At 73.3% G+C, this 18,278-nt stretch carries 18 protein-coding genes, 1 tRNA gene and 1 pseudogene; 12 read left to right on the top strand and 8 right to left on the bottom strand.

Annotation, left to right across the window (positions count from 1 at the left end):
* Positions 1 to 16 precede the first annotated feature (16 nt).
* Entirely contained in the window at positions 17 to 496 is a 480-nt protein-coding gene (locus tag RBJ77_RS43175; RefSeq protein WP_372350009.1) for an N-acetyltransferase family protein, read from the bottom strand.
* A gap of 67 nt (positions 497 to 563) precedes the next feature.
* Here RBJ77_RS43175 and RBJ77_RS43170 point away from each other — a divergent pair, with 67 nt between their 5' ends.
* The 4 genes from RBJ77_RS43170 (at position 564) to RBJ77_RS43155 (ending at position 4,153) form a co-directional block, all read left to right on the top strand.
* Positions 564 to 1,769 carry a DNA polymerase III subunit delta' gene (locus RBJ77_RS43170; protein WP_372350008.1) on the top strand — a complete coding sequence of 402 codons (1,206 nt, stop codon included), beginning with the start codon at positions 564 to 566 and terminating at the stop codon, positions 1,767 to 1,769.
* A gap of 74 nt (positions 1,770 to 1,843) precedes the next feature.
* Complete coding sequence (locus RBJ77_RS43165) at positions 1,844 to 3,421, top strand: alpha/beta hydrolase (RefSeq protein ID WP_372350007.1); 1,578 nt, start codon at positions 1,844 to 1,846, stop codon at positions 3,419 to 3,421.
* Between the two features lie 93 nt (positions 3,422 to 3,514).
* Positions 3,515 to 3,588 (top strand) — tRNA-Thr (locus tag RBJ77_RS43160).
* Between the two features lie 235 nt (positions 3,589 to 3,823).
* A complete protein-coding gene (locus tag RBJ77_RS43155) occupies positions 3,824 to 4,153 on the top strand; it encodes a hypothetical protein (protein ID WP_372350006.1) in 330 nt (109 codons plus the stop codon).
* A gap of 81 nt (positions 4,154 to 4,234) precedes the next feature.
* On the opposite strand, the gene RBJ77_RS43150 is transcribed toward RBJ77_RS43155, so the two are convergent.
* Both RBJ77_RS43150 and RBJ77_RS43145 read right to left on the bottom strand, forming a co-directional pair.
* Positions 4,235 to 4,465: a hypothetical protein gene (locus RBJ77_RS43150; RefSeq protein WP_372350005.1), complete on the bottom strand. Its 231-nt coding sequence runs from the start codon at positions 4,463 to 4,465 to the stop codon at positions 4,235 to 4,237.
* A gap of 7 nt (positions 4,466 to 4,472) precedes the next feature.
* Positions 4,473 to 4,937 carry a hypothetical protein gene (locus tag RBJ77_RS43145; protein ID WP_372350004.1) on the bottom strand — a complete coding sequence of 155 codons (465 nt, stop codon included), beginning with the start codon at positions 4,935 to 4,937 and terminating at the stop codon, positions 4,473 to 4,475.
* Between the two features lie 266 nt (positions 4,938 to 5,203).
* Here RBJ77_RS43145 and RBJ77_RS43140 point away from each other — a divergent pair, with 266 nt between their 5' ends.
* The 3 genes from RBJ77_RS43140 to RBJ77_RS43130 all read left to right on the top strand — a co-directional run bounded on the left by RBJ77_RS43140 (position 5,204) and on the right by RBJ77_RS43130 (position 7,579).
* Positions 5,204 to 5,668, top strand: coding sequence for a carboxymuconolactone decarboxylase family protein (locus tag RBJ77_RS43140; protein ID WP_372350003.1), 465 nt, complete (start codon positions 5,204 to 5,206; stop codon positions 5,666 to 5,668).
* A gap of 71 nt (positions 5,669 to 5,739) precedes the next feature.
* Complete coding sequence (locus tag RBJ77_RS43135) at positions 5,740 to 6,252, top strand: SigE family RNA polymerase sigma factor (RefSeq protein ID WP_372350002.1); 513 nt, start codon at positions 5,740 to 5,742, stop codon at positions 6,250 to 6,252.
* 34 nt (positions 6,253 to 6,286) lie between these two features.
* Positions 6,287 to 7,579, top strand: a complete 1,293-nt coding sequence (locus RBJ77_RS43130; protein ID WP_372350001.1) for a hypothetical protein — start codon at positions 6,287 to 6,289, stop codon at positions 7,577 to 7,579.
* Positions 7,580 to 7,595: 16 nt separating this feature from the next.
* Here the strand turns inward: RBJ77_RS43130 and RBJ77_RS43125 are convergent, their stop codons facing one another.
* Positions 7,596 to 9,290 carry a bifunctional 3'-5' exonuclease/DNA polymerase gene (locus RBJ77_RS43125; protein WP_372350000.1) on the bottom strand — a complete coding sequence of 565 codons (1,695 nt, stop codon included), beginning with the start codon at positions 9,288 to 9,290 and terminating at the stop codon, positions 7,596 to 7,598.
* Positions 9,291 to 9,539: 249 nt separating this feature from the next.
* Complete coding sequence (locus tag RBJ77_RS43120) at positions 9,540 to 10,391, bottom strand: nitrilase-related carbon-nitrogen hydrolase (RefSeq protein ID WP_372349999.1); 852 nt, start codon at positions 10,389 to 10,391, stop codon at positions 9,540 to 9,542.
* Positions 10,392 to 10,536: 145 nt separating this feature from the next.
* Here RBJ77_RS43120 and bla point away from each other — a divergent pair.
* Positions 10,537 to 11,426, top strand: a pseudogene (gene bla / locus RBJ77_RS43115) (class A beta-lactamase).
* Here the strand turns inward: bla and RBJ77_RS43110 are convergent.
* Positions 11,423 to 11,884 (bottom strand): Lrp/AsnC family transcriptional regulator, encoded by a 462-nt coding sequence (locus RBJ77_RS43110; RefSeq protein WP_372349998.1) that lies wholly within the window; start codon positions 11,882 to 11,884, stop codon positions 11,423 to 11,425. The pseudogene bla and the gene RBJ77_RS43110 overlap by 4 nt on opposite strands.
* 110 nt (positions 11,885 to 11,994) lie before the next feature.
* On the opposite strand from RBJ77_RS43110, the gene RBJ77_RS43105 reads away from it, so the two are divergent.
* Positions 11,995 to 13,377, top strand: coding sequence for an APC family permease (locus tag RBJ77_RS43105; protein WP_372349997.1), 1,383 nt, complete (start codon positions 11,995 to 11,997; stop codon positions 13,375 to 13,377).
* 366 nt (positions 13,378 to 13,743) lie between these two features.
* Here RBJ77_RS43105 and RBJ77_RS43100 read toward each other — a convergent pair whose 3' ends face one another.
* A complete protein-coding gene (locus RBJ77_RS43100) occupies positions 13,744 to 14,586 on the bottom strand; it encodes an NAD(P)H-binding protein (protein WP_372349996.1) in 843 nt (280 codons plus the stop codon).
* An 82-nt stretch (positions 14,587 to 14,668) separates the two neighbouring features.
* Here RBJ77_RS43100 and RBJ77_RS43095 point away from each other — a divergent pair, with 82 nt between their 5' ends.
* Together RBJ77_RS43095 and RBJ77_RS43090 are read left to right on the top strand one after the other, a co-directional pair.
* Positions 14,669 to 15,067 (top strand): helix-turn-helix domain-containing protein, encoded by a 399-nt coding sequence (locus RBJ77_RS43095; RefSeq protein ID WP_255983545.1) that lies wholly within the window; start codon positions 14,669 to 14,671, stop codon positions 15,065 to 15,067.
* A complete protein-coding gene (locus tag RBJ77_RS43090) occupies positions 15,057 to 16,226 on the top strand; it encodes a DUF2786 domain-containing protein (protein WP_372349995.1) in 1,170 nt (389 codons plus the stop codon). Before RBJ77_RS43095 ends, RBJ77_RS43090 begins: the two co-directional genes overlap by 11 nt.
* 369 nt (positions 16,227 to 16,595) lie before the next feature.
* Here the strand turns inward: RBJ77_RS43090 and RBJ77_RS43085 are convergent, their stop codons facing one another.
* Positions 16,596 to 17,702 (bottom strand): Gfo/Idh/MocA family protein, encoded by a 1,107-nt coding sequence (locus RBJ77_RS43085; protein WP_372349994.1) that lies wholly within the window; start codon positions 17,700 to 17,702, stop codon positions 16,596 to 16,598.
* Positions 17,703 to 17,859: 157 nt separating this feature from the next.
* Between RBJ77_RS43085 and RBJ77_RS43080 the strand changes: the two genes are divergently transcribed.
* Entirely contained in the window at positions 17,860 to 18,198 is a 339-nt protein-coding gene (locus tag RBJ77_RS43080) for an ArsR/SmtB family transcription factor (RefSeq protein WP_372349993.1), read from the top strand.
* The last annotated feature ends 80 nt before the right edge of the window (positions 18,199 to 18,278 follow it).

Here is an 18,278-nt window from a genome sequence, read left to right as displayed (position 1 = left end):
AGGCCCCGGACAGGTCCTAGGCCCTGTCGTCGCCGGTGAGCCGGAGCTCCACCCAGTCGACCGTGTCGCCGTCCAGGCGGTACCGGTCGACCTCGGTGGTGAACCCGGCCCGCTCGGCGAACCGCAGCCCCGCCGTGTTCGAGGTCAGGACGACCGTCTCGATCTCCTCGGCGCCCAGGGCGCGCGCCCGGTCCAGGCCCCGCGCGTACAGGGCCCTGCCGTAGCCGCGGCCGCGGTGGTCCGGCAGCACCCGGGCGATCACCGTGGCCACTCCGTCGCGCGGCGGGCGCACCGTGGAGCAGCCCACCAGGACGTCGTCCACGTAGGCCGACTCCAGGACGTTGCGCCCGGCGCGTTCGCGTACGTCGTCGAGGGAGAGGTACGCCGAGTCGGCGGGCACGATCGTGTTGTGCGCGTGCTGCCAGTCGGCGAGCAGGGCGTCGGCGGAGCCGCCGGTCAGCGGCTCGATGCGGAGGTCGGGACGGGGATCGCTCATCGCCGTATCAAACGATGTCGGTGGCGCCCGGCACAATGGCTACAGCTTGGAGAAAGGGCGGTGCCGCATGGCCGTATGGGACGACCTGGTCGGTCAGGAGCGCGTGATCGGGACGCTGGACGCGGCCGCGCGGGACGCGGACGCCCTGGTGACGGCGGCCTCGGCCGGTGCGCCCGCGCCTCCCGCGTCGAAGATGACGCACGCCTGGCTGTTCACCGGGCCGCCCGGCGCGGGCCGGGTCACCGCCGCGCGCGCGTTCGCCGCCGCGCTGCAGTGCGTGTCGCCGGACCGGGCGCTCGGCGGCGCCCCCGGCTGCGGCTTCTGCGACGGCTGCCACACGGCGCTGCTCGGCACGCACGCGGACGTCACTGCGGTCGCCGCGGTCGGCACGCAGATCCTCGCCGAGGACATGCGGGACACCGTCCGCAAGTCGTACACGTCACCGGCGGGCGGCCGCTGGCAGGTGATCCTCGTCGAGGACGCGGAGCGCCTGAACGAGAAGTCGGCGAACGCCGTGCTGAAGGCCGTGGAGGAGCCCGCGCCCCGCACCGTGTGGCTGCTGTGCGCGCCGTCGGTGGAGGACGTGCTGCCGACGATCCGCTCGCGCTGCCGCCTCCTCACCCTGTCGTCGCCGCACGTCGACGCCGTCGCCGACATGCTCGTACGGCGCGACGGCATCGAGCCCGACGTCGCCGCGACGGTGGCGCGGGCCACGCAGGGGCACATCGACCGGGCCCGCCGCCTGGCCACCGACCCGCGCGCGCGGGAGCGCAGGGCGGCCGTCCTCAAGGTGCCGCTGCGCGTCGCGGACGTCGGCGGCTGCCTCAGGGCGGCGCAGGAGCTGGTGGACGCGGCGGCGGAGGACTCCAAGCAGCTCGCCGAAGAGGTCGACACGAAGGAGACCGAGGAGCTGAAGGCGGCGCTCGGCGCGCAGACCGGCGGGCGGATGCCGCGCGGCACGGCCGGCGTGATGAAGGACCTGGAGGACAAGCAGAAGCGGCGCAGGACCAGATCGCAGCGGGACAGCCTGGACCTGGCCCTCACCGATCTGACCGGTGTGTACCGGGACGTGCTGGCGCTGCAGCTCGGCTCGCGGGTCGCGCTGGCCAATGTCGACGTCCAGGACACGCTGGAGCGGCTCGCCCGCGACACGTCGCCCGAGTCGACGCTGCGCCGGATCGAGGCGATCGGCGCGTGCCGGGTGGCGCTCGACCGCAATGTGGCGCCGCTGCTCGCGGTGGAGGCCATGACGATGGCGCTGCGGGCCGGGTAGCCCTAGGACGGTACCGAGGACCGGCATTCGCAACTCAATGTGACGGAGCCTTCGCCGAGCGTTACGCTCGCTCGATGTACCTCTGGCGCCACTCCTCCGCCCACCGTCGCCGAACCGTCCTCCTCGCCGCTGCCGCCGGGTTGTTGCTGACCGGGATCTCGGCCTGTTCACCGGGGAGTTCGGGCACCGCGGACGCCTCGCTCGCCGCGCTGCCGCGATCCACCCCGGCCGGCCTCGCCGAGTACTACGGCCAGACCCCGAAGTGGCGCGAGTGCGGTGCGCCCGGCTTCGAGTGCGCGTCGCTCAAGGCGCCGCTCGACTACGACGAGCCGTCCGCGGGCGACATCGACCTCGCGGTGTCCCGGAAGAAGGCCACGGGCCCGGGCGAGCGGCTCGGATCGCTGCTCGTCAACCCGGGCGGCCCCGGCGGCTCCGCGATCGGCTACCTCCAGTCGTACGCGGGCATCGGCTACCCCCAGGGCGTCCGCGCCCGCTACGACATGGTCGCCGTCGACCCGCGCGGCGTCGCCCGCAGCGCGCCCGTCACCTGCCTCGACGGCCCGCGCATGGACGCGTACACCCAGACCGACGTCACGCCGGACGACACCGGCGAGCAGGACCGGCTGGCCGCCGCCTTCAAGAAGTTCGCGACCGGCTGCGAGACGTACGACAAGACCTCCCGGCAGGTCCTCCCGCACGTCTCCACCATCGAGGCCGCCCGCGACATGGACCTGGTGCGCGCGGCGCTCGGCGACGAGAAGCTGAACTACGTCGGCGCCTCGTACGGCACGTTCCTCGGCGCGACGTACGCGGGCCTCTACCCGGAGCGGGTGGGCCGGCTCGTGCTCGACGGGGCGATGGACCCGTCCCTCGACGCGCGCGAGCTGAACGAGCAGCAGACCGCCGGGTTCGAGACGGCGTTCCAGTCGTTCGCCAAGGACTGCGTGGGCCGCTCCGACTGCCCGCTCGGCACCGGCACGCCGGACGAGGCGGGCAAGCGCCTCAAGGAATTCTTCACCGCGCTCGACCGGACGCCGATCGCCACCGGCGACCCCGACGGCCGCAAGCTCGGCGAGGCCCTGGCCACCACCGGCGTGATCGCCGCGATGTACGACGAGGGTGCCTGGCCGCAGCTGCGCGACGCCCTCACCGCCGCGATCAAGGATAAGGACGGCGCGGGCCTGCTCGCCCTCTCCGACAGCTACTACGAGCGCGACCCCGACGGCACGTACACGAACCTGATGTTCGCCAACGCCGCCGTGAACTGCCTCGACCAGCCGCCCTCCTTCACCTCCCCGCAGGAGGTGAAGGACGCGCTGCCCGACTTCGAGAAGGCGTCCCCGGTGTTCGGCGCGGGCCTCGCCTGGTCCGCCCTGAACTGCGGCTACTGGCCGGTCAAGCCGACCGGCGAGCCCCACCGCATCACCGCCGACGGCGCCGCGCCCATCGTCGTGGTCGGCACCACCCGCGACCCGGCCACCCCCTACCCCTGGGCCAAGGCCCTCGCCGACCAGCTCTCCTCCGGCCGCCTCCTCACCTACGACGGCGACGGCCACACGGCGTACGGCCGCGGCAGCGACTGCATCGACGGGGCGATCGACACCTACCTCCTGGACGGCACCCCGCCGACCGACGGAAAGCGCTGCTCGTAGCCGGTATCGGCTGGTCATAAAGGCTGTGCGGAGCACCCCCGGAGAGCGTGTAGGATTGGCGACGTTGCTGACGCACTCCGGTGCGCGCGGCGCGCCGCCTTAGCTCAGATGGCCAGAGCAACGCACTCGTAATGCGTAGGTCTCGGGTTCGAATCCCGAAGGCGGCTCATCCTGAAACCCCAGGTCAGACTCTTCTGGCCTGGGGTTTTTGTCTGAGCGGATCCAGTGACGACGAGGCTCAGGTCGAGCGACTGTCGGCGGTCCTCGTTCTGGTCTCGGTTACGGGGACTGATGCGTCCTCACGAGGCCACGGGACTGTCCGTGCGGGGCAGTGTTCGGAGGGGTTCCGGAGGGTACTTCGCACACTGCATGCCCCGACCACCTGCCTGATGGGGGAGCGCCGTGAACAGCCGGGACCGCATTCCGTACTTCCGCTGGCAGCGCCACTTGCCGCGCCTCATCCAGGACCGGAGTGCGGGGCTGATGATCGCCGGGGCCGCCGTCGCCGCCCTCTTGTTCAGTGTCGTCGGTGCCGTCGCCGAACTGTCCGGTCCGTCGTCGGATCCGTGCCGGCGGGCCCGCGACATCGCGGATGCTGCTCGTCCTGCTGACGGAACGGTGGACTCCGGCCTCGAACGTGAGCGAGTCCTCGAAACGGTGGACGAGTGGCTCGATGCCGCCAAGGAATGCCGGGACAACGGCGGCGACCCGGGGCCCGGAGCCGGGGGCTGACCGTCGTCGTAGGCGGTGCCCGTCCTGAAACCCCAGGTCAGACCCTCCTGGCCTGGGGTTTTCTCGTGCGGTCGCACGGATCTATTCGGTACTGGTGTGCCTCCTCCTGGCCCGGGTCTGCCAGGCCCAGCGGGTGAGGGCGCCGATGGCGAGGGAGACGAGGACGGCGCCCCCGTCGATGACGTGGGGGAGGCCGGGGAAGAAGGCGAAGAACGCCAGCGAGGCTGCGGTGCCGATGGCGAAGGCGATGATGCCGGGGCCGTGGCGCCTCGCTTCCCGGGCGGAGTCCTGGGGTGATGTCTCGGGGGTCATGTGCGGCTCACTTGGTGATGTGGTGGCACTGGCTGACTCGCCGCGCGCCGTTGACCACGAGGTGAGCGCATGCCTTGCCGTAGTGGGGGAGTTTCTGCGGGGAGTTGTTCCGCATCGGGTCGATCTTGCACTCGGTGTGGGTCCTGCCCCTGGACGTGCGGTACGTCCTGTTGTTGGTGTTCGCGTAGGTGAAGTCGATGCGCCAGTTGCAGAAGCCGCTGTTCAGGGCCCCGACGAATCCGCAGTCGACGCCGGCGTTCTGGTAGGTGATCTTCCTTCCGGCGCCGCGGATGATGTGGGTGAACGCGCAGCCTGTCGGGACCTTCATGGTGACGCCGCCGACTTGGTAGTCGAAGGAGGCGACGGCGGTGGAACCGATGGCTGTGGCGTGTGCTGCCGATGGGGGCAGGGCGGCGAGTGCCGCCGTGGTGGCGAGAGTTGCGATGGTGCGGGCTGCGAAGCGCAGGTTCATGTACGGCCCCCTGGTGCGGCGGAGTGTGTCCGGGATCGGGAACTCCGGGCGCCGGCCGAAGGTTCTGCGGTGAAGAGCGGACGACCACGATGAGTGATCACCGGATTGATGCGATGACCAGCTGTGTGTGTTCACGGGCTTGTGCCCTGAGTTTTTGGGAGATCTCTCGCCGCCCTGTCACATCTTCCCGCCGGGCTCCGTCAGTGCAGTGCAGGCGAAGCGCAGGAAGTACGGCAGGACGTACAGGAAGTAGGAGAAGCGGAGAGATGACGAACCTTGAAGCTCGTATCGCCAGTCCGGTCGCGCTCATTCCGGAGGCCATGCCGCACGTGCTCGGGCTGTTGAAGGCCGCGGGGCAGGGTGGGGTCGACGGGGCCACGATGGAGTTGGTGCATCTGCGGGCCAGTCAGATCAACGGGTGCGGGGTCTGTGTGTACGGCGGAGTGCAGAGTGCCCGGAAGAACGGGGTGAGTGAGGACCAGCTGGCCTCGGTCGCCGCGTGGCGCGAGTCGCCGTTCTTCAGCGAGGCCGAGCGGGCGGCCCTCGCGCTGGCCGAGGCCGAGACGCGGATCGCCGACAGTTCGGACCCGGTGCCGGACGCCGTGTGGGACGAGGCGGCCCGGCACTACGACGACAAGCAGCTCGCCGCGCTCACGCTGATGATCGGTGTGACCAACCTGTTCAACCGGCTCAACGCCACGACCCGGCAGCCCGCCGGGCAGACCTGGTGAGTGCGTGAAACATTTCCCCGGGGTCGCCGCATCTATCAGGTGTAGGCGATACGAAGGGGTGGGTGCCACCGATGAGACGGTCCCTGGAGGGGGCGTTCCGGGAGTTCGCCGAGGCGCGCGCGGGGCAGCTGTTCCGTTCCGCGTGCCTGCTCACCAGCGGTGACACCCATCTCGCCGAGGATCTCGTGCAGGAGACCCTGGGGCGGATGTACGTGGTGTGGGGGCGGTCGTCGGCGCGGCTCGGGAATCCGGCGGCGTACGCGCAGACCGTCCTCGTGCGGTCCTATCTCGCGCACCAGCGCCGCCGGTCCGCCGGTGAGCGGCCCTCGGACGAGCTGCCCGAGGGTGTCGCGGCGGGTGTCGAGGACGCCTCCCTGCGGCTGACGCTCCTGGACGCGCTGCGTCAACTCCCCCCGAAGGACCGGGCGGTGGTGGTGCTGCGCTACTGGGAGGACCGGTCGATAGAGGAGACCGCGGACGTGCTGCACCTCAGCTCCGCCGCCGTGCGCACCCGCAGCTCCCGGGCCCTGGCCCGGCTGCGGACCCAACTCGGCGGAAACCTCGGCGAGTTCGCCGCCTACTGACCATACGGACGGGGAACCAAGGAGGGTGGTCGCGATGTCCGGAGCGGACGACGGCCGGGATGTGTTCGAGGAAGGGCTCGGGGACGCGCTGCGGCGCACCGGGGACGGGTTCTCCGCCGACGGGCCGGCGCTGATCGACGGTGGCGTGCTGCGGGGCCGGCGGCGGTTGCGGCGCAGGCGGACGGGGATGGTGACCGCGAGCGTGGCCGCCATGGCGGTCGTCGGGCTCGGGACGTCGTACGCCGCCGGAGCCTTCGACGCCACCGGGGCGAGTGCTCAGGGCGGAGGTGTCGCGGCTCAGCCCGGACCCAAGGAGGCCAAGAAGGAGGCCGCCGAGAAGAAGGGGGGCAAGGGGAGCGGGGCCGATCTTTCCGGGGCGCAGGTGCTGCGGATCCTCGAAGGGCTCCTGCCCGACGGGGAGTTCAGCGGGAAGGAAGGGCGGGGCACCGCCGATCAGCTCGGGCCGCTCGCGCACCTCGTGTACGACGACGGGCACGGCAAGGCCGCCATCGGGGTGAGCGTCGGGGCCGTCGACCCGGACGGGGCCTCCGTGGAGGAGCAACTGCGGTGTCCCGACAAGCGGTTCGTTGCGTACGACTCCTGCACGAGCGAGAAGCTGGCCGACGGGGCACGGCTGATGCTCATGCGCGGCTACGAGTACCCGGACAAGCGCGCCGAGACCAAGCTGTGGAGCGCCTACCTCGTCACGGCCGAGGGGTACACCGTCAGCGCCAGCGAGTGGAACGCGGCCGCCGAGAAGGACGCCCCCGTGTCACGGCCGCAACCGCCGCTCAGCACCGGCCAGTTGAAGGATCTCGTCACGTCGGAGAAGTGGCGGCCCGTGATGCGGGCGATCGGCACGGCGCCGGACGAGCCGCTCGCCCAGCCGCCCGCCCTGGGCCTCGACAAGGCGTCGATCCTCAAGACGTTCAAGGGGCTGCTGCCGGAGCGGGTGCGGGTGACCGCCGAAGGCGGGCAGGAGTCGCAGTACGCGTACCTGGTCGTCGACGACGGGAAGGGTGCCACGCTCCTCCAGATCAACGTGCAGCCCGACATGCGCGACGTGGCGGGCGAGCTCTACGGGAACGACGCCGAGAAGCTGCCGGACGGCACGCTGGTGAGCACGCGCAAGGGGCCGGGCGACGGCAAGGGCGGGGCCGGGATCGTGATGTGGACCGCCGACACGATGCGCAAGGACGGGTTCCGGGTCGTGGTCTCCGCGTTCAACTCCGGATCGCAGTCGACGGACGCCACGCGGCCCGAACCGGCCCTGTCGATGGACGAGTTGAAGAGCATCGCGCTCTCCGGGAAGTGGCAGGAGAAGTGAGCCGCGCCGGGGCGGGTCACTTGGCGTCCGCGTAGCACTCCACCACCGCCACCGTGAAGGGGAACCGCACCGGCGTCTCGCCGAACGTCAGCCGGCCCGCCAGGTCGGAGGCCTCCTGGATCGCCTCGGCGACCCGGGCGGCCTCCTCCTGAGGACAGTGCACGATCACCTCGTCGTGCTGGAAGAAGACCAGCTCCGCCGCCAGGTCCGCGAGCGAGCGGCGCAGCGCGGCCAGCATCAGCAGCGCCCAGTCGGCGGCGCTGCCCTGCACCACGAAGTTACGGGTGAAGCGGCCGCGGGCCCGCGAGTTCGACGAGGCGTGGCCGTACGTGAACTCGCCCGCCGACGCGGACTGTTCGGGCTCGTCCTGGGGCAGGCCCGCCTCGCCGAGGTCCTGGTCGGCCGAGCCTGCGGCGGGCGGGCAGGTGCGGCCGAGCCAGGTCCGCACGAGACGGCCCTCCTCGCCGTCCCTGGCCGCCTCGTCGACGTACGCGACGGCCTTCGGGAAGCGGCGGCGCAGCAGCGCGAGGTTCTTCAGGCCGTCGCCCGACGTCTGCCCGTATATGGCGCCGAGCACCGCGAGCTTCGCCTGGCCCCGGTCACCGGAGAACGCGCGGTCCGAGACCGACTGGTACAGGTCGCCGCTCTGGCCCGCGACCTCCATGAACGCCGGGTCCCGGGAGATCGCCGCCAGCACCCGCGGCTCCATCTGGGCGGCGTCGGCGACGACGAGCCGCCAGCCGGGGTCGGCGACCACCGCGCGGCGGATGATCCGGGGGATCTGCAGGGCGCCCCCGCCGTTCGTCGTCCAGCGTCCCGACACCGTGCCGCCGGGCAGGTACTCGGGTCTGAAACGGCCGTCGCGCACCCAGTCCTGCAGCCAGGACCAGCCGTGCGCGGTGTAGATCCGGTACAGCTTCTTGTACTCGATCAGCGGCTCCACGGCCGGGTGGTCGAGGGACTGGATCTCCCACTTCCTGGTCGACGTGATCTTGATGCCCGCCTGCTGGAACGCCTTCACCACGTCCGCGGGCAGATCGGGGCGGACCCGTCGGCCGAACGCCGCCGACACCTCGTCCGCCAGCTCGGCCAGCCGGCGCGGCTCGCCGCCGCCCGCGTACCGCTCGCCGAGCAGCTCGTGCAGCAGCGCCCGGTGCACGTCGGCCCGCCACGGCAGGCCCGCCGCGTGCATCTCGGCGGCCACCAGCATGCCCGCCGACTCGGACGCCGTGAGCAGGTGCATCCGGTCCGGGTGGGCGGTCGCGTCGTGCCGCCGCAGCTGGTTCGCGTACACGTCGACGAGGTCCGTCAGCGGTACGTCCACGGGTGGGCGCGGCTCGAAGAGGGACGACTGGGAGCCGGGCTCGGCGGTGCGGGGCGGCGGGTCCGGGGGGACGGGGCCGCCGCGGAGCCTGGCCAGGGCGGCGGCGGCCGAGCGGGGCTCGCCGTGTCGGCCCTCGTGGGCGAGGAGCAGGGTCTCGGCGGCCTCGATGTCGTAGCACCGCTCTACGCGGATGCCTTCGGCGAGGAGGCGGGGGTGGACGGTGTGGGTGTCTCGCCAGACCCAGCGGGTGACCTCCGGTCGGGAGCGGACGGCCTCGGTCAGGTCGGGTTCGTGGGTGACGGGGGCTGTGGGCAGGCCGTCCTTGCCCAGCGGTACGACGTCGGCTCCGCCGTGCTCGGTGGGGGTCAGCGCCCAGCGTTCGTTCACGTTTGCGAGTGTCACATTCGGCACTGACATCGGGGCGCTGCGGCGTGGCTGACGTCTCGGGGCTCTGCCCCGGGCCCCGCTCCTCAATCGCCGGAGGGGCTTGATCGGGCGGATGTTGGTCCGACGTCTCGGGGCTCTGCCCCGGGCCCCGCTCCTCAATCGCCGGAGGGGCTTGATGGGGGCTGAGGAGCTCGATTGGGGGCGGCTTGATGGGGGCTGAGGAGCTCGATTGGGGGCGGCTTGATGGGGCTAGCTGTCGCCGCCCTCGTCGATCAGGCGGCGGACCTCGCGGTCGATCAGGCCCAGTCTTGCCTCCGCCACCAGTGGTACCGCCCTGCGCTGGCGGCGGGCCTCGTGGACGTCCAGGTCGACCGTCACCAGGGCCGGCTCCCACTGGGGGGCCTGGGCCACCACGGTTCCGCGCGGGTCCACCACGCGGGAGCCGCCCCAGAACGAGGCGCCGTTCTCGTTGCCGACGCGGTTCACGAAGACCACCCAGCACTGCAGCATCTTCGCCGTGTACGCGAGCAGCGTGTCCCAGTACAGGCCCGTGTCCATGGCCTCGGGGTCCAGCGTCGCCGCGCTGTTCGCGGGGACGAACAGGACCTCCGCGCCGTCCTGCACCGCCAGCCACGGGAGGACCGGCTGCCACGCGTCGTTGCAGACGAGCGTGGCGGCGCGGCCGTGGCCGCGGGGCAGGTCGTACGCGCGCAGGTGCTGGCCGGGGCTGACGTGCTTGCGCTCCTCCCAGGCCAGGTAGTTCGGCAGGTACAGCTTGCGGTGGGCGTGCAGCAGGGTGCCGCCCGAGTAGTGCGCCGAGGTGTTGAAGGCGCGCAGACCGGTGTGCTCGTGGAAGCCGACCAGAACGTCGGGCCCGTCGGGGCCACCGGCCGGGGCGAGGCCCAGGAGTCGTGGGTCGTCCGCCGTGATCGACGTGTCCGACGTCAGGGCGCCGAGGTGGTAGCCGTGCAGGCTCAGCTCGGGGAAGACGACGAGGTCGGCGCCCTGGGCCGCGGCGCGGGCGAGCTGGGCGCGGGCGGTCCCCAGATTGGCGTCGACGTCGCCGAGCACGCAGTCCGTCTGGGCGAGAGCCACTCTCATGTCCTGAGCCTCATGTCCCGAGCCTCGCAGCCCCCGCGGGACCCGGCATCCCGAGCGTCTCCCCGTCGGCCAACATTCCGGCCACGTCGGCCGGCCCGGGCCGTGTCGTCGTGGACCGCGCAGGCGGCGCTGTTTCACTCGCGGCATGACCACACGCCGCGCCTTACTCACCGCCACCGCCGCCACCACGCTCGTCCTCGGGACCGGTACCGCGCACGCCACCGACCGGGTGGCCCGCCGCCTCGCCGCCCTGGAGCGCGAACACGGCGCCCGGCTGGGCGTGTTCGGGCACGACGTCCGTACGGGCCGCACCGTCACCCACCGCGCCGACGAACGCTTCCCCCTCTGCTCCACCTTCAAGACGCTCGCCGTCGCCGCCGTGCTGCGCGACCTCGACCGGCACGGCGAGTTCCTGGCCCGCCGCGTCCACTACACGCAGGCCGACATCGACCGGGCCGGCGGCGCACCCGTCACCGGGAAGCCGGAGAACCTCGCCCACGGCATGACCGTCGCCGAACTGTGCGGCGCCGCCGTCTCGTTCAGCGACAACACCGCCGCCAACCTGCTGCTGCGCGACCTCGGCGGCCCCACCGCCGTCACCCGCTTCGCCCGCTCCGTCGGGGACCGGGTGACCCGCCTCGACCGCTGGGAACCCGAACTGAACTCGGCCGAGCCGGGCCGGCGGACGGACACGACGACGCCGCGCGCCGTCGGGACCACGTATACGGCCGCCTCGTCCTGGGCCGCGCGCTCGCCCCCGACGACCGCGACCGGCTCACGCGGTGGCTGCTCGCCAACACCACCAGCGACGAACGCTTCCGCGCCGGACTGCCCGCCGACTGGGTGCTCGGCGACAAGACCGGCACCGGCTCGTACGGCACCGCGAACGACGTCGGCGTCGCCTGGACCCCGGACGGCGCGCCCGTCGTCCTCTCCGTCCTCACCACCAAGCCCGCGCAGGACGCGACGGCGGACAACCGACTCGTCGCGCGTGCGGCCGAGGTGCTGGCGGGCGCGCTGGGAGACAGGCCCTAGGCGTCGTCGAGCGGGCTCACCACCGGCTCGCTCACGTGCTGGAAGATGATCGAGCTGCGGAACGTGACGACCTCGCGGCGCGGGCTGAAGCGGTCCATCAGCATGCTGTGGAGCTGCTCCACGTCCTGCACGGCCACGTGGGCGACGAGGTCGTCGCCGCCCGCGACGACGTACACGCTCAGCACCTCCGGCAGCCCGGCGACGTAACTCTTGATGCTCTCGATGACCTCCCGGCTCAGCGGGCGGATCTGGAGGAAGACCAGGGCCTGCACGCGGCGGTTGAGGGCGGCCAGGTCGACCGTCGCGTGGTAGCCGGTGAGCACGCCCCGGTTGCGCAGCGCCCGCACCCGCTCCAGGCAGGTCGAGGGGGCGATGCCGAGGGTGCGGGCGAGGTCGCGGTTGGTGATCCGCGCATCGCGCTGCAGATGCTCCAGGATCGCCGAATCTATGTCGTCCATGGCCGTCATTGTGCCGCCCGCACCGAATCTCGTACGGAGGCTCGGTCGATCTCCGTTCACCCGTCCTACGTTCACGTCCTCACGGCGAACTACGGGCGGAGGGACGGGAGATGCACCGAGCATACGAGCGGGAGCGGGAGCGGGAGCGGGAGCGGGAGCGGGAGTCGGGGGGCGGGCGTGGGCTCGGTGTGGTCACGGGGGCCGCGCTGTGCGTGGGAGCCGTGCTCGGTCCCGGTGCGCTGACGCTCGCGTCGACGGCGGCGGCCACGGCCGGGCCCGCGTCCGTGCTCGCCTGGGCCGTGCTCGTCGCGGTGAGCCTGCCGGTGGCGCTGGTGTTCGCGGCGCTCGGGGCGCGGCGGCCGGACAGCGGCGGGGTCGCGGCGTTCGTCCGGGAGGCGTTCGGGGCGCGGGCGGCGGCGCCGGTCGGCTGGTGGTTCTACTGGGCCGTGCCGCTGGGGGTGCCGGCCGCCGCGCTCATCGGCGGCGAGTACGTCGCCGCGGCGGCGGGCTGGGGGCGCGGGCCGGCGGCCGCCGTGGGGCTCGCCGTCCTCGCGGTCGCGTACGCGGCGAACCTGGTGGGGCTGCGGCTGTCGGGCCGGTTGCAGCTGGTGCTGGTCGGGCTGCTGGCGGTGCTGCTCGCGACGACCGTGGCGCTGAGCGGGCCCGGGGTGCGGGCGGCGCGGTTCACGCCGTTCGCGCCGCACGGGTGGGGGGCCGTGGGGACGGCGGCCGGGGTGCTGTTCTTCGCGTTCGCCGGGTGGGAGGCGGTCAGTCACCTCTCCGACGGGTTCCGGGACCCGGCCCGCGATCTGCCGCGGGCCACGCGGTGGGCGTGGGGTGTCGTGGCCGTCCTCTACCTCGGGCTCGCGGTCGTCACGATCGGGGTGCTCGGTGGGGTGGCGGGGCGTACGTCGACGCCGCTGACGCTGCTCCTGGAACGTGAACTTGGCTCCGCGGCACGGCCGTTGGCGGCGGTGGCGGCGCTGCTCCTCACGTTCGGGGCGGTCAACGCGTATCTCGCGGGGGCGGCGCGGCTCGGGGCGCGGCTCGCCGCGGAGGGGGCGTTGCCGCGGGGGCTCGTCCGGGTGCGGCGCAGTCTGTCGCTGGTGGCCGGGGCGTCGGGGGTCGGTGTCGTGGCCTGTGCGTACGGGTTGATCGGCCTCGACACGCTGCTGCACGGCACGTCGGCGTGCCTGGTGGCGGTGACCTTGGCCGGGCTGGCGGCGGCGGTGGTGCTGCTGCCGCGGGGTGGCGGGTTGTGGTGGGGGGCGGTGCTGGGGTGCGGGGTGACGGGTGCGGTGCTCCTCTTCTGCGGCGTGTATGTGGTGCTGCCGGTGGGGCTGGGTGTGTGTTGTGTCGTGTGGGGGTGGGTGGGGGTTGGTCGGGCGGGTCGTGTGCGGCTGCGGGTGGGTGCCGGCTGCGTCTGCCGGGCGGGCCTTCGTCGCGGGCTGCGGGCGGGTGGGGGCTGGTCGCGCAGTTCCCCGCGCCCCTGAAATGCCGGCTGCGTCTGCCGGGTGGGGGTTTCGTCGCGGGCTGCGGGCGGGTGGGGGCTGGCCGCGCAGTTCCCCGCGCCCCTGAGAGGCGCACTTCGTGCGCCGTCTCGTGGGGCGCCTATGGGGCTGCGGCGAAGCCGCATGCTCCAGGGGCGCGGGGAACGGCGCGAGCAACCACGACGAGAGTCGTACTCGGCGGACAACCGGTGATGGCTATGGCGCGTAGCCGTGCTCTGAGGGGCGCGGCGAACGGCGCGAGCGACCACGATGAGAGTCGTACTCGGTGGACAACCGGTGATGGCTACGGCGCGTAGCCGTGCTGTCAGGGGCGCGGGGAACTGCGCGAGAAGTCCCACCCCGCTGGGCCTACGGCGCGGTCAGGGGCAGGGCCTGCGCGTACGTGGTGAGTGCGGGGTGGGGGGCGCGGTCCAGGAGGGTGCGGAGCGTGCGGCGGTCCGCGGCGGGCACGCCGGAGCCGTCGAGGAAACCCGCTGCGATCGCCGCGTACGTACCGACCAGCATCGGCACCTGGAACGGCACCGCGCCGGACGCCGAGAGCCGGGACCGTACCTCCGCGAGCGTCCCCGGCTCGTACGATGCGCCGACGGCAGACGCCAACTCCCGGCCACCCAGGGCCACTTCGCCGACCAGCTCGTACGTACGCCCCGCATGCGGCGACGGATCGAGCGCCACCCGCGCCGCGACCTCCGCCAGATCGGCCCGGGCCACCGCCGCGAGCCGCCCCCCGGCGAGCGGCGCCGTGATCACGCCGGACGCGTCCGGCGCGGCGAGGAAGGCGAGCAGCTCGGCGTAGAGGCCGTTGCGCAGCACCGTCCAGGCCAGGGACGACTCCCGCAGGCGCCGCTCGGTCCAGCGGTGGGCGAGCGCGTACGGGAGGTGGTCGCCGTCACCGGACAGGCTCGTGTAGACGACGTGCCGCACCCCCGCCTTCTCGGCCGCCGAGATCGCCGCGTCGTGACGGGCGATGACGGTGTCGTCCTCGCCGTAACCCGCCGAGACCAGCAGCACGGTGTCCGCTCCGGCGAAGCCCTCGGCGAGGGTGTCGGGGGCGTCGAAGTCGATCCGGCGGCGCCCGTCCCCACCCCCGGCGCCGGGTTCGCGGGTGCCGAGCACGACGTCGTCACGGCCCGCGAGCCGCTCGGCGATCAACGTGCCGAGTCCGCCGGAAGCGCCTGTGAGCAGCAGCATGGAAGGTCCCCCTCGGGTGATGCGTCGGGTTTGCTGAGACCATCGTCGGGGCGTGGGCGGACGCGCGTAAGGAGGCACTTTGATGTCAGTGGGGCACACGGAGGTAACCACCCCGGAGCCGGTCGTCACCTGCGACGACCACGACGACTGCGGGATCCGGGACGTGCTCGACCGGCTCGGCGACAAGTGGTCGGTGCTCGTCGTGGTCGAACTCGCCGCGGGCGTACGGCGGTTCCGCGAGCTGCAGCGTGCCGTCACCGGCATCTCGCAGCGGATGCTGACGCTGACGGTGCGCCGTCTGGAGCGCGACGGCCTGGTCAGCCGCACGGTGCACCCGACGATCCCGCCGCAGGTGGAGTACGAGCTGACCGCGATGGGGCACAGCCTCACCCACCTGATCAAGGGGCTCGCCGACTGGTCGCGCGACCACAAGCCCGCGATCGCCGCGTCCCGCGCCTCCTGGGACAGCCGTGAGCACTAGCACCGTGGAGCGCGCCTTCGTCGCCGCCCTGTACGGGCCGGGCGGCGACGGCGACCTGGACACCGCCGCGTCCCTGCTCGCCGCCGACCCGGCCGCCGACGCCGAACTCGCGCTGCGCGGGCGGGAGTTCGTGCGCCGGGCCTGGGAGCGTGGCTGGCAGCCGGCCGACGTGATCCGGATGGTCGTACGGGAGGAGTCGCTGGACGCGGCGCACGTCCGGCTCGCCGCGCGCCTCGTCCGGGCCGAGTGCACGCGCTACGACACCCTGCCGCCGCGCTGGGCGGCCCAGCTCGCCGAACTGCCTCCGGACGGCGACGGGCCCCGCCAGGACCGCTTCTCGTCCGCCACCGTGACCCTGGAGCTGTACCGGCTGCTGCTGCGGCTGCCCGCGATCGAGCCGGTCGGGCCGGTGCCGGGGCAGCCGGTGACCGTGCCCGTCGTGGGCGAGCCGCGCGCCCTGGCCCGGATCAGGGCGCTGCTCGCGAAGGCGGAGGCGACCGGGTACCCGCCGGAGGCCGAGGCGCTGACGGCGAAGGCGCAGGAGCTGATGGCCCGGCACTCCGTCGACGAGGCGCTGCTCGCCTCCCGTACGCACGCCGAGGACGCGCCCGCCGCCTGCCGGATCGGGGTCGACGCCCCGTACGAGACGGCGAAGGCGGTGCTGCTCGACGCGGTGGCGTCGGCGAACCGGTGCCGGGCGGTGTGGAACAGCGGCTTCGGCTTCTCGACGGTCGTCGGCTTCGAGCCCGAGCTGGAGGTGGTGGAGCTGCTGTACACGTCGCTGCTGGTGCAGGCCGACGCGGCGATGACGCGGGCCGAGGCGGAGCAGCGGGCGGGTGGCCGGCGGCGCACGAAGACGTTCCGGCAGTCGTTCCTGGCCGCGTACGCCCATCGCATCGGCGACCGGCTGGCCGCGGTCGCCGGGCGGGTGGCCGAGGAGGAGGGCGGCGGGTTGCTGCCGGTGCTCGTGGCGCGGGACGTCGCGGTGGCCGGCCGGGCCGAGGAGATGTTCCCGGAGACCGTGACGACCCGGATGAGGGGGGTCACGGACGGCGCGGGCTGGGGCGAGGGCGCCGCGGCGGCGGACCGGGCGCGACTCGGCGGGGGCCCGGCCAGGCCGGACCGGGGCCGGCTCGGCGGGGGCGCTGCGTGGCGGTGAGCGGGGCCTGCTGGCCGGGTGTCGCGGCTCGACGAGAGCGCGGGCCCGGCGGACCGGGTCCCCTTCGGCGGACGTGCCGCAGGCGGTGACCGGGTGCCCGGCCGGTTCGGTGGAGCGGGGGCTCGGGCAGGCCGGACGGGGCCGGTTCGGAGGATGGACGTGCCGCAGGCGGTGGCCGGGTGCCCGGCTGGTTCGGTGGAGCGGGGGTCCGGGCAGGCCGGACGGGGCCGGTTCGGCGGACGTGCTGCAGGCGGTGGCCGGGTGACCGGCCGGTTCGGTGGAGGCAGGGGTGCGCCGGGCCCGGCCGGTTCGGTGGGCGTGGGAGTGCCGCAGGGCGGTGACCGGGCCCCGGACAGCCTGCTCCTCGGGTCAGCCGCGGTGCGCCGCGCGCTCGATGCGGTCGAGCAGTCGGTGGTGCCGGGCGGCGTGGGCGAAGTCGGGTACCAGGGAGGTGCCGTCCGTCAGGTCGCGGCGGATCTGTTCGTAGGCGGCGCCGACGTTGTACGCGGTGGTGCCGCGCAGCTCCCGGAGTTCGGGTTCGAAGTAGTGCTCGGGCACGGGGAGCGGGCCGAGCGCGGTGTCGGTGCCGTGGGCCCCCGTGACGGCGTACTCGCCCATCTGCAGGTGCCCGTGGTCACCGGTGACGACGAGGTCCCCGTCGGTCCCGTTGATCTCCCAGCGGAAGCCGGTGCCCCGCGACCGGCCGCCCCGGTAGTGCACGGAGGCCACCGCGCCGGAGGAGAGCACGCCGCCGACGACCACCTGGTCGGGGACGTCGGGCCGGTGGACCAGACCGGTGTGCGGGTCCTCGATCGCCCGGCGGCGGGTGGCGGTGACCGCGCCGACCTCGTCGAGGTCGCCGAGCACCATGGTCAGGGCGTCCAGGGTGTGCCCGAACGGAATGGTCAGCAGGTTCGCCCCCGACCTGCGGTCCAGCAGGTACGCGCCGCCTTCCGGGAACGCGGCTCCCCAGCCCCGCCCGTCCGCGACCAGGGTGGTCGACAGCACCTCGCCCAGGTAACCGTCGGCGACCAGGTCGCGCAGGTACCGCACCACAGGGGCGGAGCGCGCCTGCAGCCCGGTGAAGGTGCGCAGCCGGTGCGCGGCGGCGAGGGAGGCCAGCTCCTCGGCCTCGGCGGGGCCGGTGCCCAGCGGCCACTCGGAGAGCACCGCCTTGCCCGCGGCCAGGGCGGACCTGACGATCTCGCGGTGGTCCGGCACCTTGACGGTGACGACCACCAGGTCGACCGCGTCGGACGCGGCCAGTTCGGCGGCGGTCCCGAAATGGTGTGCGACGCCGTGCTTCTCGGCGGACTGCCGCGCGGACTCGGCGCTGCTGGCGGAGAGGGCCCGTACCTCGAAGCCCTTGAGGCCGCGCAGGGCGGGCAGGTGGGCGGTGGAGGCCCAGCCGCGCCGGGCGGAGAGGCCGACGATGCCGACGCCGATGGGGGAGGGTGGCTGCGGGGACGCGGGCATGGCGGACTCCTCCGTACGGGACGGTAGACTGTTTGATGGGGAACGAACACCCGCCACGGAGTGTACGCACGGCGTCGAACACTCTGCAAGGCGTTCGGGCCGCGAGGAGACGGTCGGCCGGCCGGGCGGGCCGGAGGCGAGGAAGGGAGTGCAGGGCATGACATCGACGGGCACGGGCGCGAGCCACCGGGCGGCACCGGTCCACATCGACCCCCGGGAGGTGTCCCTCGAATCGGCGCTGCTCGCCCTCGCGGACCCGGTCCGCCGCACCCTCGTGCGCGAGCTGGCCGCGTCGGGCCCCTGGGAGCGGACCTGCGGGACCTTCGACGTGCCGGTCACCAAGGCCACGCTCAGCAGGCACTTCGCGGTGCTGCGCGAGGCGGGGCTGCTGGAGCAGAAGGACGCGGGGCCGCGCCGGCTGAACCGGCTGCGCCGCGAGGAGTTCGACGCGCGCTTCCCGGGGCTGCTGGCCCTGGTGCTCCGCGACGAGGGCTGAGGCGGGCGCGGCTCCGGAGTGCGGGGCCGCTACGGCATCGCCAGGTCCATTTTTGGGTCATTTGTCCACCACGCCCGTAT

The organism is Streptomyces sp. KL116D, from assembly GCF_030766975.1.
Taxonomy (GTDB): Bacteria; Actinomycetota; Actinomycetes; order Streptomycetales; family Streptomycetaceae; genus Streptomyces; species Streptomyces longispororuber_A.
This window is presented reverse-complemented; position numbering and strand designations above follow the sequence as displayed.